Annotated in this window: 18 protein-coding genes; 8 read left to right on the top strand and 10 right to left on the bottom strand. The window is 61.5% G+C overall.

Annotated elements, in window-relative coordinates; translation table 11 throughout:
• The first annotated feature begins 36 nt into the window (after window positions 1-36).
• Complete coding sequence (locus FKV68_RS14895; protein WP_180938574.1) at window positions 37-1,071, top strand: aldo/keto reductase; 1,035 nt, start codon at window positions 37-39, stop codon at window positions 1,069-1,071.
• Between the two features lie 182 nt (window positions 1,072-1,253).
• On the opposite strand, the gene FKV68_RS14890 is transcribed toward FKV68_RS14895, so the two are convergent.
• The 6 genes from FKV68_RS14890 to lgt form a co-directional block, all read right to left on the bottom strand.
• Entirely contained in the window at window positions 1,254-2,186 is a 933-nt protein-coding gene (locus FKV68_RS14890) for a ribose-phosphate pyrophosphokinase (protein WP_180938573.1), read from the bottom strand.
• Window positions 2,187-2,505: 319 nt separating this feature from the next.
• Window positions 2,506-3,408 carry a hypothetical protein gene (locus FKV68_RS14885; protein ID WP_180938572.1) on the bottom strand — a complete coding sequence of 301 codons (903 nt, stop codon included), beginning with the start codon at window positions 3,406-3,408 and terminating at the stop codon, window positions 2,506-2,508.
• Window positions 3,409-3,564: 156 nt separating this feature from the next.
• Window positions 3,565-4,716 (bottom strand): M24 family metallopeptidase, encoded by a 1,152-nt coding sequence (locus FKV68_RS14880; protein ID WP_180938571.1) that lies wholly within the window; start codon window positions 4,714-4,716, stop codon window positions 3,565-3,567.
• 1 nt (window position 4,717) lies between these two features.
• Window positions 4,718-5,512, bottom strand: a complete 795-nt coding sequence (pgeF, locus tag FKV68_RS14875) for a peptidoglycan editing factor PgeF (protein ID WP_180938570.1) — start codon at window positions 5,510-5,512, stop codon at window positions 4,718-4,720.
• 243 nt (window positions 5,513-5,755) lie between these two features.
• Window positions 5,756-6,856, bottom strand: coding sequence for a class I SAM-dependent methyltransferase (locus tag FKV68_RS14870; protein ID WP_180938569.1), 1,101 nt, complete (start codon window positions 6,854-6,856; stop codon window positions 5,756-5,758).
• 12 nt (window positions 6,857-6,868) lie between these two features.
• Window positions 6,869-7,711, bottom strand: coding sequence for a prolipoprotein diacylglyceryl transferase (gene lgt / locus FKV68_RS14865; protein WP_425347595.1), 843 nt, complete (start codon window positions 7,709-7,711; stop codon window positions 6,869-6,871).
• 180 nt (window positions 7,712-7,891) lie between these two features.
• On the opposite strand from lgt, the gene FKV68_RS14860 reads away from it, so the two are divergent.
• From FKV68_RS14860 to FKV68_RS14835, 6 genes are all read left to right on the top strand, one after another.
• Window positions 7,892-8,158: an accessory factor UbiK family protein gene (locus FKV68_RS14860; protein ID WP_180938567.1), complete on the top strand. Its 267-nt coding sequence runs from the start codon at window positions 7,892-7,894 to the stop codon at window positions 8,156-8,158.
• Window positions 8,159-8,727: 569 nt separating this feature from the next.
• Window positions 8,728-9,228 carry a type III secretion system chaperone family protein gene (locus FKV68_RS14855; RefSeq protein ID WP_136506450.1) on the top strand — a complete coding sequence of 167 codons (501 nt, stop codon included), beginning with the start codon at window positions 8,728-8,730 and terminating at the stop codon, window positions 9,226-9,228.
• 1 nt (window position 9,229) lies between these two features.
• Entirely contained in the window at window positions 9,230-10,048 is an 819-nt protein-coding gene (proC, locus tag FKV68_RS14850; protein ID WP_180938566.1) for a pyrroline-5-carboxylate reductase, read from the top strand.
• 26 nt (window positions 10,049-10,074) lie between these two features.
• Window positions 10,075-10,416 carry a tRNA-binding protein gene (locus FKV68_RS14845; RefSeq protein ID WP_180938565.1) on the top strand — a complete coding sequence of 114 codons (342 nt, stop codon included), beginning with the start codon at window positions 10,075-10,077 and terminating at the stop codon, window positions 10,414-10,416.
• Between the two features lie 5 nt (window positions 10,417-10,421).
• Window positions 10,422-10,985, top strand: coding sequence for a protein-tyrosine phosphatase family protein (locus FKV68_RS14840; protein ID WP_180938564.1), 564 nt, complete (start codon window positions 10,422-10,424; stop codon window positions 10,983-10,985).
• Between the two features lie 180 nt (window positions 10,986-11,165).
• Entirely contained in the window at window positions 11,166-11,849 is a 684-nt protein-coding gene (locus FKV68_RS14835) for a glycosyltransferase family protein (RefSeq protein ID WP_180938563.1), read from the top strand.
• Between the two features lie 55 nt (window positions 11,850-11,904).
• Here the strand turns inward: FKV68_RS14835 and FKV68_RS14830 are convergent, their stop codons facing one another.
• The 4 genes from FKV68_RS14830 to FKV68_RS14815 form a co-directional block, all read right to left on the bottom strand.
• Complete coding sequence (locus FKV68_RS14830) at window positions 11,905-12,696, bottom strand: hypothetical protein (RefSeq protein ID WP_180938562.1); 792 nt, start codon at window positions 12,694-12,696, stop codon at window positions 11,905-11,907.
• 162 nt (window positions 12,697-12,858) lie between these two features.
• The gene (locus FKV68_RS14825; protein ID WP_180938561.1) at window positions 12,859-14,241 is read right to left on the bottom strand and encodes an ATP-binding protein; all 1,383 of its coding nucleotides are present in this window, start codon (window positions 14,239-14,241) and stop codon (window positions 12,859-12,861) included.
• A gap of 14 nt (window positions 14,242-14,255) precedes the next feature.
• The gene (locus FKV68_RS14820; RefSeq protein WP_180938560.1) at window positions 14,256-14,957 is read right to left on the bottom strand and encodes a response regulator; all 702 of its coding nucleotides are present in this window, start codon (window positions 14,955-14,957) and stop codon (window positions 14,256-14,258) included.
• 139 nt (window positions 14,958-15,096) lie between these two features.
• Window positions 15,097-15,576 carry a MarR family winged helix-turn-helix transcriptional regulator gene (locus FKV68_RS14815; RefSeq protein ID WP_180938559.1) on the bottom strand — a complete coding sequence of 160 codons (480 nt, stop codon included), beginning with the start codon at window positions 15,574-15,576 and terminating at the stop codon, window positions 15,097-15,099.
• 270 nt (window positions 15,577-15,846) lie between these two features.
• Between FKV68_RS14815 and FKV68_RS14810 the strand changes: the two genes are divergently transcribed.
• Complete coding sequence (locus FKV68_RS14810; protein WP_180938558.1) at window positions 15,847-16,737, top strand: branched-chain amino acid aminotransferase; 891 nt, start codon at window positions 15,847-15,849, stop codon at window positions 16,735-16,737.
• Window positions 16,738-16,940 lie beyond the last annotated feature (203 nt).

Raw genomic sequence — 16,940 nt, 5'->3', positions numbered from 1 at the left:
AACCGCAATGCGGCCCATTCGGAAACGGAGAGAAACATGCAGTACACAACGCTTGGCAATACCGGTCTCGTGGTTTCGCGCCTTGCTTTCGGCGCCATGACCTTCACGGCCGGCGACCGCAGCATCGGTGCAGTCTACAAGACCGATGCAGAGGCGGCGGCCACACTCGTCGGGAGGGCGCTGGACGCCGGCATCAATTTCTTCGATACGGCCGACGGGTACGCCTCCGGTCAGTCGGAGCGCATTCTCGGCGAGGCGTTGAGGACGCGCCGCGATGACGTGGTCATCGCGACGAAAGTGGGGTTTCGAACCGGCACGCCGCTGACGCAGGCCGGTCTCTCCCGTCGCCATATTCTCTGGTCCGTGGACCAGAGCCTGAAACGGCTCGGCACCGACTGGATCGACGTCTACATCGTTCACAAGGAGGATCCTCACACGCCACTTGAAGAGACGTTGTCGGTGCTGGACGAGGTGGTCGGCTCGGGGAAGGTGCGCTATATCGGCTTCTCGAACTGGTCGGCCTGGAAGGTGGCGGCGGCGCTCGAAATCCAGAAAGCCGCCGGTTTCGCGCCCTTCACGCATGGGCAGATGCACTATTCTCTTCTCGGCCGGGACGTCGAACGCGACGTGATCCCGATGATGCAGCGCTACGGCCTGGGATTGACGGTCTGGAGCCCGCTCGCCGCCGGCTTCCTCTCCGGCAAGTATACCCGCGACAATCTCGGGGATCCAGACAACCGCTATTCCGGCTTCGACATTCTACCTTTCGACAAGGAGCAGGGCTTCCGTCTCGTCGAACGCATGCGCACGATCGCCGACGCGCACGGAGCAAGCGTGGCTCAGGTGGCGATCTCCTGGCTGCTGGCGAAGGATGCTGTGACGAGCGTGCTGCTCGGCGCCTCCAAGCTGCATCAGCTCGAAGACAATCTCGGCGCCGCCGAGCTTACGTTGACGGAAGGCGAGATCGCAGCGCTCGATGCCGAGACCGTGCCTCCGCCGGTCTATCCGAACTGGTTCATCGACAATCTTGCCGACCAGCCGGTGACGCAGGTTCTCGGGAAGAGTCGATAGCTTGGTTCGCACCTGCCAGACAAACGCCGGCGCTCGATGCGCCGGCGTCGATGCACTCCCAGAGCGCCGTGCGTTCAAATGAACGCACAAAGGACGCTCCAGCGCTTTGCTTCTAGAGCATCTTATCCGCCTTCAGTGATGCCACGTGAAGGCGGGATGCTCTAGTCTCGGACTGAATGACCTTAGTCGAACAGGCTCGAAACCGATTCTTCCTGGCTGGTGCGGCTGATCGCTTCCCCGATCAAGGCGGCGGTCGAGATCACGCGGATATTGTGCGCCGACTGGACGGCGGTCGTCGGCTGGATGGAGTCGGTGATAACCAGTTCCTTCAGCATCGAGGAGGCGACGCGGGTAACTGCACCGCCGGAAAGCACGCCGTGGGTGATGTAGGCGGTGACGCTGGTGGCGCCGTTCTTCAAGAGTGCCTCGGCGGCGTTGCAAAGCGTGCCACCGGAATCGACGATGTCGTCGATCAGGATGCAGTCCTTGCCGCTCACATCGCCGATGACGTTCATGACTTCCGATTCACCCGGGCGATCGCGGCGCTTATCGACGATCGCCAGCAGACAGTCGAGACGCTTTGCAAGCGCGCGGGCACGCACGACGCCGCCCACGTCCGGCGAAACGACCATGACGTTCTTCAGGTCGTAGTGTTCCTTGACGTCGCGCGCCAGGATCGGAACCGCATAGAGGTTGTCGGTCGGAATGTCGAAGAAGCCCTGGATCTGGCCGGCATGAAGATCGAGGGTGAGAACGCGGTCGGCGCCGGCTCGGGTGATAAGGTTGGCGACCAGCTTGGCGGAGATCGGCGTGCGAGGACCAGGCTTTCGGTCCTGTCGGGCATAGCCGAAATAAGGAAGGACGGCGGTGATGCGGCGGGCGGAAGAGCGGCGCACTGCATCGATCATGATGAGCAGTTCCATCAGATGATCGTTGGTCGGAAAAGAGGTGGACTGGACGATGAAAACGTCCTCTCCGCGCACGTTTTCGCCGATTTCGACGAAGATTTCCTGGTCGGCGAACCGCCTTACTGTAGCTTTGCCGAGGGGCAGGTTGAGATAGTTGCAGATCGCTTCGGCAAGCAGCCGGTTCGAATTGCCTGCGAAAACCTTCATTGACGGTCCGCCTTGAGCTGGCGCGGCCTCCGTCCGGCGTGCAGTCCGGGGCGGTTTTTTCCGCGCAAATTCCGTGAGCCATTCCGATCGCGGGCAATCTTTACGGAATGGCCGCTGTTCAGAGCTGATCGGCCGCTTTTTAGCGTCCCTGAACTCGAATGCAAGGGGGAATGCTGCGGCGCAAAGGCCATTACCCTAAAAACTTTGTGTCAACCGGCCAAGATCACGACCATTTGGGGCGACCGCACACGTAATCACAGATCGTGATCGATTTTAGTGAGTTAGAGCGGATGCGGGCGGAAAGCGCACACGCGTTTCCTCATCCTGCTCTGGACTGACGCCAATCGAGGTAAGCCTTGATGGTTTTGGTGGCGATCGCCTGCATTGTTTCCGGCGGGACCGCGCTCCAGGGCTCGGCAGCGGTGCTTGCGACGGTGGCCTGTCCCTGGATGCGGTGCAGGCGATTGCCGTTGCCGTCGAGAATGTCCCAGACATAAACGACCGTTGTCTTGCCGCCGTCGTTGAGCGCCGAAAAATAGCCCTTGAGGATATGCTCGCTCGTCTTGTCTGCAGAGCCCTTGATCGCCAGCCCTTGTGCGCGGGCGTCGGCACCGAGCTGTTTCGAAAGCGGGGTCACCGCCTCGACCGGTGCACCGATGATCGGCAGGAAGCGAATGCTGCCTGAACCGCTTGTGGCCGCCGGCAGGGCGGCGTGGTTTACGTCTTGTTGTCGCGCGGGCGCTGCTGGCTCCGTCGATGCTCGCTGCCCGGCCGGCTCCTGCTGAGGGGCGGGGCTTTGTATGCGCGTGGTCTGGACCTTCCTCACCTCAACCTGCGCGGCCTCGTCTTGTTCGGTCTCGCCTCGTTCAGTCTGGGCCTGGCTTGTCTGGATCGGTGGCTCACCTTCGGCAAGGCGGTTTGCCTGGGCATCGAGCGTGCCGGCAGGGTCCGTATAGGTGGCATCGCCCGTGGCATATTGCGTCGGCGGGCTGGAGACGTTCGGCTGCGCAGAGAAGGCGGCCGTGCTGCTTGGTGGCACGGTTTGCACCGGAACGATGGCAGTCTGCGTCGACATGGTGTCGAGATCGGACTGAGTCACCGGCGGGGATCGGAAGGTCCCGGCGCCCACGTCCACCTGCGGTATCAGCACATCGGTGCTGTTGCAGCCTGTAAGTGCTGTTGCAAGACCAAGGCTTGCGATAGGCATGATCAGCTTTCGCATCGTTCCCACCGTCCGTCTCGACTCTAACAGTCGGAGCGGGAGGGAGCTTCGCACGCCCTGATCCCGTTCCGGTTCGCGACAGCTTCTAGAAAGCGGGATGCTCTAGGAGGCTGCCTCCGTTCGTCCGTCTCGGTCGGAAATCATAGGCGGATTTCCTTACGCAGAAATGAAGTCCAGTCCGTAACGTGAGAGCGCCCGCGGTTTATCCGGTGTCGTGAGATAGGTCTGGCCGAGGGTCATGGCCGTTCCGCTGTCGGAATCCATGATGATCATGTGCACGAAGAGCGACATGTCCGGCTCGATCTCCTGGGGGTTGCCGACATGGAACATCTGGTGCTCCATCCAGGAGGGCGAGAAGCGCGCGCCGAGAGAATAGCCGCAGGCGTTCAGCCGATGGCGGGCGAGGCCGCGTTCGTCCATGATCTTGGCGTGGACGTCGAAAACGGTACCGAAGGTGTTGCCGGGGCGAAGCACCATCTCGATCGCCTGGATCGTCTCGCGGCAGGCGCTGTAGAGCTCACGGTGGCGGTTGGTCGGCTCTCCGATCACGACGGTGCGCATCATCGCCGCATGGTAATGGGCGCTGACGCCCGCCCATTCGAGGGTCAGCTGGTCGTTGGCGTCGAGCGTGCGCCGGCCCGCCTTGTAGCGGCAGAGCAGGGCATCGGCGCCCGAGCCGATGATGAATTCGTTGGCCGGATAGTCGCCGCCGCCGGCAAAGACCGCGCCCTGCATGGCTGCGAGAATAGCCGCTTCGTTGCCACCCGGGCGGATCAATGGCAGCGCCGCTTCGAGCGCGTCGTCTGCGAGGCTGGCGGCCTTTTCGACATGGGCGACTTCGGCGGGGCTTTTGATCAGGCGAAGGCGGCTCACAAGCAACGAGGCGTCGATCAATTCGCCGAAGTTGGCGAGTTGATGGTCGACCAGTCGCGCCGTTCGGCCGGTCATGCCATGCGTGTCGTATTCGACCCCGATGCGGCAGCCGAGCAGATCGAGCTCGTTCAGGAGATTCTTGAGATCCACTGCCGGATCGGCATTGACCCGGTCCACCCAAATTTCGATACGCTCGATATTGGACGTGTGACGCGCCTGGCGCAGGTCGGCCGAACGCGTCAAGAGCACCATCGAGCCGTCTCTCTTGACGACCAGCGTCTGAAAGAAGCAGTAGCCGAACGTATCGTAACCGGTCAGCCAGTACATGCTCTCCTGCGCAAAGAGCAGCAGGGCGTCGAGCTTCTCTTCCTGCATTCTGGCCGTCAGCCGCGCAAGGCGGGCTGCGTATTCCTCTGCCGCAAACTGAAGCGCCATTTCAATTCTCCCGTATGCAGATCGCCGACATCTGCCGGCCGTAGTCAGGCTCCTGTCTGTGTGTCGTGCGGCGGTAGGAAAAGAAACGGTCCTCGTCCGCGTAGGTGCAGATGTCGAGGTTCTCCGCCGTCACCCCGGCTTCCGTCAGTCGCCGGATTGTCAACCCCGGCAGGTCGAACATGGCATGGCCGTTCCGTTCGGAAGGGTTGAAGAAAGATACATAATCGTCGTCAGCGGCGATGAAACGTTCGACGAATTCGGCTCCGACCTCGTAGTGCGTCCGGCTGATCGACGGGCCAAGGCAGGCGATGATCCGCTCACGGCGCGCGCCGAGCGAGATCATCGCCTCGATCGTGCCTTCAAGAATCCCGCCGAGTGCGCCTTTCCAGCCGGCATGGGCCGCACCGATCACGCCGGCGTGCGGATCGGTAAAGAGCACTGGCCCGCAATCGGCTGAAAGAACGCCGAGCACGATGCCCGGGGTCGCCGTCACCAGCGCGTCGGCATCGGGGCGCGCGCCATCATAGGTGCCGTCGACGACGATGGCGTCCGGCGAGTGGACCTGATGCACGGTTGCAAGGTGCCGCGGCTCCGCACCGAACCAGCGCGCGACGCGCGCTCGGTTTTCGCCGACATGTTCGCGGTCGTCCTTCGAGCCGAGGCCGACGTTCAGGCCACGATAGATGCCTTCGGAAACGCCGCCCTTGCGGGTGAAATAGCCGTGTGCGATCGCCGGTCCCGCCTTGGCGCTGAAGAGCGGACTCTGAACCGGGGAAAGCGAGGCATCGTCCTGCATCGGTGTACTCGCCCTTGCTGTCTTTAAGGTTTCATTGGAATTGAGGGCGCGTCGCGGCCCGGTGATTTGCGGCTGATTTGCGGCGCGATGTTGACGCGGCACGCCGGCACTGTCAATCGCCGAGCCGCCGCCGGTCTGCTGCATGTTTCCTTAAACCGGAATCGATTTGGGTATAAAACATGCAGCAATTCAAGCTGTTGCGGCGGCCATGCGTCTGAAAGAGCCACGGCGCCTTGATCGTCGCTAGGCCTTCTTCTGGAACGGCGCCAGCGTGACTTCAGGGCTGCTGACCGCCAGCACCTTGAACAGTTCGCCCATCTTTCCTGCCCCGGAGCCGGCGAGTCGTTCGACGGCGGAGCGAATGCCTTCTTGCGTCAGCGTGTCCTTGCCGCGGCCGAGTGCCGCCGCCCGCTCGAGCAGACCGAGGCCGACGAGGAAATCGCCCTGATGCGCGAGTCCATTGACCTGCAGTCCCTCCGCCTTCGCGCGACGGGCAAGCTGTTCGAAATCGACATGGCTCGTGAGATCCGCCTGGCCGGGGCTGGCCAGCGGAGGATCGTAGCGATGCTCGCGGACCGCTTGCAGCGTATCGCCATAGCTGGTCGCCATATGTCCGTAGTCGATGATAATGGCCGTGCCCCCGCCGGCGCGAAGGCGCTCGCATAGCGCGGCCATGACCGCGTCGCGTGCCGGGGCTGTCTCGAAAATCGTACCTTCGCCGACCGATTGCGCCGGCGACGGCAGAAGCGACGGATCGATAGCCGCGACGCCGGCCGCGAAGATCAAGTTGTCGCCGGCATCGAGACCTATCATGCGCTCTCGGAATCCCTGCGCGGTGCGAATGAATTGCCGGATCGGAACTGCGTCGAAAAGCTCGTTTGCCGCGAGCAGCAGAAAGCCCGCCGGCAAAGTTTCGAAGCTCGCGTGCCAATGAACCTTGCCCTGGTGTCCCGCGAGTGTTTCGGCCTGCACCTTCTGCAGCCGCTCGCTCGTCTCTACGAGATGTACACTGGCCGAGCGATAGAGATCGGGCGCGAGACGACCGATCACGCGCAGCACATCGGACATCATCGTGCCCCGCCCCGGACCGACCTCGGCGATGATCGCGGGTTCCGGGCGGCCGTGCTCCTGCCACGCGTGCACCAGGAATATGCCGATCATCTCGCCGAAAAGCTGGCTGATCTCCGGCGCGGTGGTGAAATCGCCGGCAGCACCGAAGGGTTCGCGAACACGATAGTAGCCGTGTTGCGGATCAGCGAGGCAGAGCGAAAAATAGTCGGTGACGCTGATCGGCCCGTTGGCCTTGATCAGCGCCTTGATCTTGTCGGCGAGAGGATTCGTCATGCATCCGTCCAGTTATGCGGTCGCTGCTGCCCGGCGTGCGCGCGCGATCGCCCATATGCCTGCGAGCGCCATCGGCAGTGAAAGCACCATGCCCATGGTCAGCCAGCCGCCGGCCAGATAGCCGATCTGAGCGTCCGGTTCGCGGAAGAATTCGACAAAAATGCGGCTCGCGGCATAGCCGCAGACGAATATGCCGCAGAGAAGGCCGGGTACTTTCAACGCCTTGCGGCGATAGACGAAATAGGCAAGCACCAGGAGGAGCAGAATGCCTTCGAGCGCCGCTTCGTAAAGCTGGCTCGGGTGGCGGGCAAAGGGGCCGCCGGTCGGAAAGACGATCGCCCAGGGCACGGACGACAAACGTCCCCAGAGTTCACCGTTGATGAAGTTGGCGACGCGGCCGAAGAAGAGACCGATCGGCACCACGGCGGCGACGACATCGAACAGGCTCCAGACGGCAATGGCGTTGCGCCGCGCGAAGATGATCATCGCGAGCATCGTGCCGAGAAGACCGCCGTGGAACGACATGCCGCCGTTCCAGATCTCGATCGCGCGGACCGGATTCTGCAGGACCGAGCTCAGATCATAGAAAAGGACGTATCCGATGCGCCCGCCAAGGACGATGCCGGCGGCAACCCAGAGCAGGAAATCGTCGAGCTGCGTCAGGTTGAAGGCGGGGGTCTCGTTGCGCCAGAGCGTGGTGTTCTGGACGATGCGGCGTGCATAAACCCAGCCGATGAGAATGCCCGCGACATAGGCGAGCCCATACCAATGAATGGCAAGCGGCCCGATCGTGAAGATGACGGGATCGATTTCCGGGAAGGGAAGGATGGCGAGGCGGGTGGCGATTGTTTCCAAGGTCTTGTCTCGTGCCGGCCGGTTGTTTTGGCGGAACATGGCGATCGAATCCGGGCGGGTCAAGCGCCCGGTGCCGGCCCGCTACCTCCGCGCCGTCTTATTTTTCTTGCATCCTTTCGTCGACAATCCTACCTCAATTTCATGACCGCGCTGCTGCGCGCTGAAATGGAGATCTGGACGATGAGCACTGGAGCCAACCGCATTCTGGACGACTTTGCCAAGCTGATGACCGATGCGGCGGGCGCTGCCCAGGGCGTGCGACGCGAGGTCGAGACGGCCTTCCGCGCGCAGGCCGAAAGCTGGCTGAACTCGCTCGATGTCGTCAAGCGCGAGGAATTCGAGGCGATCAAGGAAATGGCCGTCAAGGCGCGCGAGGAAAACGACGCGCTGCTTGCCCGCATCGAAGCGCTTGAAGCGCGCCTCGCAGAGACCGGAAAGAAAAAGTAACGACCGACTGGGAGCCGCGCTTCTCGCGGCTCCGCTCGCTCCGTCTCCGGGCTCATTCCCGGAGCGAGCCGCGCATCTGAGCGATTCCCGCCCGGCCGGGGCAGAATCTGCCGTGTTTTACATGGTCGCACTGCTGCATGATTCCTCAGACCGGGCTCCTGAACGAGGGAATCATGCAGCATTTCAAAGTGCTAGGACTGTCCTTGCCTGTCGGAAGGGCGTGCGGCGCTTTAGGGTTAATAAAATCTGAAAAGTTTTCCACCTGTGGACACTGCCAAAAAGTCCTTATGGCAGAGTCGTTTAAGCATCTGTGCTGAATCAAAATCGCAACGCGGGCGTCATTCTTCGCCGCAATTTTTCGCCCGAGGGGCTGGCAGGCTGACTCCGCCGTTATACACTGATTTTAAATGATGATTCGAAACGGATCACGTAAGCTCCGGGCAGGGTAAGTAAGCCAGGATGGCCGTGCGTCCAGCAATCATAGTGTGTCCGTATCCGGTATTGGGTTTGCAGCGTTGCGTCTTGTGAACGCGATTATGCGCGCCTGTGCCGCGCCGTAAGGGTGATGCATGAGCCTTTTGGAAATGGAAGTCGAGCGCCAGTCCAACCCGGTCGACATGATCGAGTTCGTGGCCGCCAACAACGACTGGTCGTTCGAGCGATCCGGCGAAGACGAGATCGCCATGACGGTCGAAGGCAAATGGGCGGACTATCACGTTTCCTTCTCCTGGATGGAGGAGTTCGAGGCGCTGCATCTGGCTTGCGCCTTTGACATCAAGGTGCCGGAAAGCCGCGTCAACGAGGTGATCCGCCTGCTCTCCCATATCAATGGTCAGGTGTTGATGGGGCATTTCGATCTCTGGCGCCAAGAAGAAGTCATCATCTTCCGCCAATCTCTCTTGCTCGCGGGCGGCGCGGAACCGACGAACCAGCAGGTCGAGGTGCTGTTGTCGAGTGCGCTCGATGCTTGCGAATCCTATTTCCAGGCATTCCAGTTCGTCGTCTGGTCCGGAATGGATGCGCAGCGTGCAGTCGATGCGGTGCTGTTCGAAACAGTCGGGGAGGCATGAGATGGCTGTAGCCGTGTCCGGTCCAATCGTCCTCATCGGCGCCGGCAATATGGGCGGCGCGATGCTCGGCGGCTGGCTGAAGAGCGGCGTCAAGGGCGGCGACGTCCTCGTCATCGATCCGGGCCCGCCGCCGGCGATGGCCGAGCTTATTGCCGACAATGGTGTTAGGCACGCCACGTCCGCGCCGGAAGGCGTCAAGGCGGGCGTGCTATTCCTGGCGGTCAAACCCCAGATCATGGATGCCGTATTGCCGCCGCTCGAAGGGCTTGTCGGCCCGGAGACTGTCATCGTTTCCGTCGCTGCCGGCAAGACGCTCCGGTCCATCGAAAGCCATCTCGGTCAAGCCGCAACCGTGCGCGCCATGCCGAACACGCCGGCCATGATCGGCCGTGGCGTGACCGGCGCCTACGCGAATGCGCGCGTTACCGAAGCACAGCGCGCCCTGGTTCATGACCTTCTGAAGGTCAGCGGCCCGGTCGAATGGGTCGAGACCGAAGCCGACATCGATGCCGTGACGGCCGTTTCCGGCAGTGGGCCGGCCTATGTGTTCTATCTCGTCGAGTGCATGGCGGAGGCCGGGCGCAGGGCCGGTCTCAAGGCGGACCTCGCCATGCGTCTCGCTCGGGAAACCGTCGCGGGGGCTGGTGAACTCCTGCATCAGTCCCCCGACGAAGCCGCGCAGCTGCGCCAGAACGTAACCTCTCCCGGCGGAACAACCGCCGCGGCGCTCGCCATTCTGATGGCCGATGACGGAATGCAGCCGCTCTTCGAAAAGGCCATTGCGGCCGCGCGCAAGCGGGCCGAGGAACTGGCTGGATAAGTCACCGCAATTTCAAGAGTACGATCATGGCCGAAACCATTGCCTTCGCCGATTTCGAGCGCGTCGACATTCGCGTCGGCACGATCATCGAAGCGGAGCCTTTCCCGGAAGCGCGCAAGCCTGCCCTCAAGCTGAAGATCGATTTCGGCCCTGAAATCGGCATAAAACGGTCATCGGCGCAAATTACGGTTCACTACAAGCCGGAGGATCTCGTCGGACGGCAGGTCTTGGGCGTGGTCAATTTTCCGCCACGCCAGATCGGCCCCGTGCGTTCCGAGGTGCTGACCCTCGGCTTTGAAGATGAAGCCGGCGCGATCGTGCTGGCGGCGACCGACAGACCGGTTCCGAACGGCAAGAAGTTGATGTGAGCATCATGACGATCAACCGCGCCCTGATCCCTGAATGCGTCAAGGTTTCCTGCCTCTGGCGCGCGGCGGAGGTGGCGCGGGAATGGCGAGCGAGCCATGTGCTCTCGCTTCTCGATCCGGAACTGCCGCAAGCGGATGTGCCGGCCATCGCCAATGTCGCGCACCGCGTCGTACGCATGCGCGATCAGGAAAACGCCGGCGCGACGCAGCATTTCCCGGACCTCGTCCAGGACGTCTTCGAGGCCATGAGACCGGTCGCCGACGATCGATCGAGTCGTATCCTGGTCCATTGCCATGCCGGTGTCAGCCGCTCGACGGCCTTCGCCTACGGGTTGATTGCCTACCAGTTGGGAAAAGGCAGGGAAGAGGAGGCCTTCGCCGCGCTGCTGACGATCACCCGCAAGCCCTGGCCAAACCGCAGGATCATCGAAATCCTCGATGGCTCCCTCGGCCGCGAAGGCAGGCTGCTTGCCCCGCTCGACGCCATGCGCGCTCGCCATCCACGGCGGATCGATGCCTGGCATCGCTTCAATTACCGGCGCGGCTTTAGGTCTACCTATTCGCGGTAGCGCGATTCTTGATTAGATCGCGATGATTTGGATTGAACCGATCCAAAATTAGCGAGGTGGTCGACTACACATCTTGCAGTTGGAGCCCTTGACTAAGGCTTGTCCTGTCGCGACCCTTCCCGGGTTAGTTGCCGCCGCATGACTGGCATGCGGCCGGCGATAATTTCGATGGGAGGAGACATGGCGAACACGGCGCGCGTCTTTATCGGCTTCGACAGCAGGGAGGTCGTCGCCTATCACGTCTTTTGCCAGAGCATTCTGGAGAAGAGTTCGATTCCGGTTGAGTTTCTGCCGATCGCATTGAGCACTCTGGGAGGGATTTTCACCCGCGAGCGCAATCCGTTGCAGTCGACCGAGTTCTCGTTTTCCCGCTTCGTCGTTCCTTATCTCAGCGGCTATCAGGGATGGAGTCTCTTCGCCGATTGCGACATGCTGATGCGAACCGACATCGCGCGGCTGTGGCAATTGCGCGACGAGCGCTATGCCGTGATGTGCGTGAAGCACGAATACACGCCCAAAATCGCGACAAAGTTCCTCGGCCAGACACAGACGAAATATGAAAAGAAAAACTGGTCGAGCGTCATCCTCTTCAACAATGCCAAATGCACGGCGCTTACGCCAGACTACGTCAACACGGCAACCGGCCTGCAACTGCACCAGTTCAAGTGGCTGGAATCGGAGGAGTTGATCGGCGCACTGCCGCCGACCTGGAACTGGCTGGTCAACGAGTATGACTACAATCCGGCGGCGGACCTCGTGCACTTCACCGACGGAGGTCCGTATTTTGTGGAATACAAGAACGATGATTATGCCGAGGAATGGTTCGCCACGCGCGATCGGGTCCTCTTCGTTGAGCAACGGTAATGGCGCATGACACCGGCCAAGTCTGACGGGATGTTGGCAACCCGCACCGCGGGTATCAATGTGTGAAACGTTTGAAGAACGCGCGGATCTTTCGCTCGAGCTTCGTCCTTGCCCAAAGCCTGGAGACCTGACGCTCGGTGCCGGTCAAGCGGTTTGCCAGCACGTTGGCGGCCACGAGCGCTATCGTCGCCTCGTCGAATTCTGGGAAGCGGCCAATGATGCGCGCCAGCGCGCCCGCTGGTTCGCAAAGGCTGTCTTCGAAGCGTCGGATGCGCCCCTTCTGGGCGAGAAGCTGCAACATGATCTGTTCGAAGGTCCAGTCGTGCTCGCTGTACATGTTGAACTGCAGGCCCGCGGTGCCTGTAAATCCGCAGAGAGAGACATTTGCGTCCGGGACCTTCTCGGCCAGCCACAGGGCAACGGCAAACCCAGTTGTGGGCATGCGGTCGACCGGATAGAGCGGCCCAAGCGCGTGGTCGAAGTCCAGCGTGTATGGCACGAGGGTGCTCGTGCGCGCAGTCGTCACGCGCGGCGCGCCTTCGGGCACGCCGCGATCGGCAAGAACGCCGATCTCGGCCTTCGGCGGCTGCGAGAAGAGCGAATATGCCCTATCGAAATGCTTGCGCGACTTCAGGAAGCGCGTGCCGTCGGCGATAAGTCGGTGGCAAAGCACCGCATCCCCATCGAAGGGACGCGTCAGCACCTTTGCGCAGCCGGTAAAGAAGACATACAGCGTTCTTTCCGGCAGGGCGCGCACGACCGCGTCGACGTCGACGCCTTCGCTGTTGGCAATCAGGGCCACGGTTTCATATCTGGAGAGGAGCGCTTCGAAAACCCTGCTTTGCATTGGCGGCGGTTCCCGACTGTTGGACAGTTATAGCATTGATAGCTAAAGGCGGCTCGTTCGCCAATCCCGAACGGCGGCAACCGGAGCGGCACGCTTGCCTGCTTTACTGCGGAAGCTCCGCACTCGCCGCGCCGCGCGCCAGTCGCGCAAACGCCATCGGGATCACGTCGGCACGCGGACCGTGGCGCGCAAGCCGCCGAGCGGGCTGTCGCCAAGGGTGACGTTGCCTCCGTGGCTTCTGGCGATATCGCGGGCGATCGCCAGACCGAGCCCCGTGCCGGAACTGTCGAGATTGCGCGCCTCGTCGAGGCGGAAGAACGGCTTGAACACGTCCTCCCTGGATCGCTCCGGAATGCCGGGGCCATCGTCGTCGACCGTAATCGTCAGCCACTTGGCGCTGTGGCGCGCCTCGATCCGTACCGAATTGGCATAGCGATAAGCATTCGATGCGAGATTGGCGACGAGGCGGGTGAAGGCAGCGGGCCTCACCCGGATATCGTCTTCTCCCTCGATGGAGGTCGTCAGCGTCTTGCCGTATAGCTCCGCCTCGGCTGCAAGGCGGGTCATGAGGTCGCTGAGCTTCAGCTCACCGACGTCCTCTTCCGCCTCGCCACGAGCGAAGGCCAGATAGCCCTCCAGCATGTTCTGCATGTCCTCGACATCCTGATTGAGGCTTTCGAGGTCCGGATTGTTGCCGGCGATCGCGAGTTGCAGCTTGAACCGTGTGAGAATCGTGCGCAGGTCGTGGCTGACGCCGGTGAGCATCGCGGTGCGCTGCTCGATCTGGCGCTCGATACGCTCGCGCATGAGGATGAAAGCAAGACCCGCGCGGCGTATCTCCTCGGCGCCGCGCGGCGCGAAATCGTCGATCTTCTGGCCTTTGCCGAAACTTTCCGCGGCGCTCGCCAGCGCCAGGATCGGCCTGATCTGCCCGCGCAGGAAGAGGACCGCGATCGTCAACAGCACCAACGAGGCGCCGACCATCCAGACCAGGAAGATATGGGTGTTTGACGCATAGGCCTGGTTGCGCCGCGCATAAACCCTGAGGATACGGCCATCATTGAGCTTGATGCGGATCTCGACGAGCTTCGAGTTGCCGACGGTGTCGATCCAGAAGGGGCGGCGGATCTGGTTCGAAATCTCCTCGCTGAGGATCTGGTCAAGGATTTCGAAGAAGGGCTTGGGGCGCGGCGGCGGCAACTCCCCGCCAGGCTCGACGGCGATGTTGAGATTGAGCTGTTCACGGGCAATGCGCACGATCTGGTCGATATCGCCATCGCGCGGAAAGGTCGTGATCAGATCGACGATCGCGGCGATGTCGCTGGTCACCGCTGCCGAGAGGCGTTGCGTGACGAGCTGCCAGTGCCGCTCCATGAAGACGAAGGCGACGACCGACTGCAGCAGTACCATTGGAATGATGACGATCAGCAGCGAACGTGCGTAAAGGCCGATCGGCAGGCGGCGGCGCAACCACCGCGTCAGGCGTTTCCAGGCACCGTCGGCCGGGCCTGTTCCTTCGCGCCTGATGCTGTCAAAGCTTGCCATGACTCTCCCGCATTTCAGTCCACACTCAGCCGGTAGCCGATGCCGCGTACCGTCTGAAGCCAGATGGGGTTGGACGGGTCGTCCTCGATCTTGCGCCTCAGCCGGTTGATTTGCACGTCGATCGTCCGCTCACCGACCTCGGCGTCGTCTCCGATCAGTTCATGCCGGGGGATAGTCTCCCCGGCGCGCTGGGAGAACAGGGTCATGATCTCCTGCTCGCGGTCGGTCAGGCGGATATGATCGGCGCCACGGCGGAGCTCTTTACGCACCACGGAGAAGGTATAGGGACCGAAAATGACCTGATCGACCTTCGGCGCCTGTGCCGGCTGGTTGCGGCGCAGGATATTGTTGATCCTGAGCACGAGTTCGCGCGGCTCGAAAGGCTTCGGCAGATAGTCATCCGCACCGGCCTCAAGGCCCTCGATACGCGAATTCGATTCAGCCAGCGCCGTCAGCATGATGATCGGCACCGTCTTGATCTGCCTCAGGCTCTGCGTCAGTTGGATGCCGCTCTCGCCGGGCATCATCACGTCGACGATCAGGAGGTCGAAATCGATGCCGATCAGCTTGCGCCGCGCCTCGTCGGCGTCGGCCGCCGTCGTCACACGGAAACCCTGCTCGACCAGGTAGCGGTTGAGCAGGTCGCGAATCCGCCGGTCGTCATCGACGATCAGAAGATGCGCCGCATCGTCGGAGACTTTCGCTTTCACTGTCATGGCTCGACTACCCTCATTTTCCGCAAGCCGGCTGGCTGGATCACGCATTCAACCAGACGCGCGGCCGCCGCCCAATTCCCCGATTCCAGGGGGCCGTCTGCCTCGCCGAATGAAGCTCGAGACGCCGGCCCCATAACCATCAGTCCGCGGCGGCATTCTTCATGTTGGCGAGAAAACGCTTCACGGTTTCACGCGCGCCGGGACCCGTTTTTGCCAATGCCTCGGCTATGCGGCGGGACTGTGGCTCCGCAAGCGCCCGGGCCAGCGCCTTGCCCTCCTGCGTGGTGTAAAGCATTCGCTGCCGCCGGTCCTCGGGGCCGGTTACCTGACGAATATAGCCGGAATCGATGAGTTGCTTCAAAACGCGTGCGAGGCTCTGCTTGGTGATCTTCAATGTATCGAGAAGGTCGGCAACGGTCATTCCGGGCTCACGGTTGACGAAATGCACGACGCGGTGATGCGCTCGCCCGAAGCCGCTCTTTTCGAGTATGGCGTCCGGATCGCCGGTGAAGTCACGATAGGCAAAGAACAGCAGTTCGATGATCTCGAAATCTATCGTGTCCTCCTCACCGACAACTTCGGTCAGGTACTCGGTGTTGTCCTTGGGTTGGCCGGGCACGCAGTCATTTCCTTTCAACCAAATTGCGCTTCACGAAATATATCGCAAAATATGTCAGTTTCGTTGACATATTTTTATGTCATTGATAGCGATCGGCTCGTCGGGCGAGACATCGGGGCCCGGCGTCGCCGTTGGAGGATAGGCCGCGCGGTTCCGTTCGCAAATCCAAAATCGTGAAATTGAATTTTCCCCCAGTCTGTTTGCCGATAAACTGGAAACGGCAAGATAATCAACAGTAGGTATGGTGCATACGCGCCGGAGGATAATACCATGGCAGCTATTCCCTTCGATCAGTTGGACGGTGAAATCTGGTTCAACGGCGAGTTCGTGCCCTGGAAGGATGCCAAGATACATGTGCTGACGCATGGGCTGCACTATGCGAGTGCGGTCTTCGAAGGTGAGCGCGCTTATGGCGGGCGCATCTTCAAGCTTACGGAACACAATCAGCGGCTTCACCAGTCTGCAGCCATTCTCGGCTTCAAGATCCCCTATTCGGTCGATGAACTCGACAGTGCCAGCAAGGAATTGCTGAAGCGCCAGGGTTTCTCCGAGGCCTATGTCCGCCCGATCGCGTGGCGCGGCAGCGAGCAGATGGGTGTCTCCGCCCAGAACAGCCGCATCAACGTCGCGATCGCCATCTGGCAATGGGGCAGCTATTTCAATCCGGCGGAGAAGTTGAAGGGCATTCGCCTTGATATCGCCGAGTATCGTCGTCCCGATCCGCGGACCGCTCCGTCGAAATCCAAGGCCGCGGGCCTCTACATGATCTGCACGATCTCGAAACATGCGGCCGAAGCCAAGGGCTATGCGGACGCTCTGATGCTCGACTGGCGCGGCCAGGTGGCCGAAGCGACCGGCGCCAACGTCTTTTTCATAAAGGACGGCGTTCTGCACACACCTGTGCCGGACTGCTTCCTGGACGGCATCACGCGCCGGACCGTCATCGAGCTTGCCAAGCGCCGGGGCTACGAGGTGGTCGAACGGGCAATCATGCCGGAAGAGCTTTCCGGTTTTTCGGAATGTTTCCTGACCGGTTCGGCCGCCGAGGTCACTCCAGTGTCGGAGATCGGCCCCTATCGCTTCGCGCCGGCCACGATCACCGAAACGCTGATGAACGACTACACGAAGGAAGTTAATCCGGTCGCTGCGGCGGCAGAATAGTCTACAGCGCCGCGCGTCTGATCAGACGCGCAAAGGACGCTGTAGCACTTTGAATTGCTGCATGTTTTTATCCTTGAATCGAGTGCGATTTAAGGAAACATGCAGTAGACTTGGAATAGGGCTTCTTGCGCCTCCGAAGAACCGGAGGCGCCCTGCAAGGCATTCAGAAATACAAAAGGCGACCTGCGGCCGCCTTTTGTCTT

Origin of the sequence: Sinorhizobium mexicanum, assembly GCF_013488225.1 — a bacterium.
Lineage (GTDB): Bacteria > Pseudomonadota > Alphaproteobacteria > Rhizobiales > Rhizobiaceae > Sinorhizobium > Sinorhizobium mexicanum.
The sequence above is the reverse complement of the archived record's forward strand: the minus strand, read 5'-3'. Positions and strand labels throughout refer to the sequence as shown.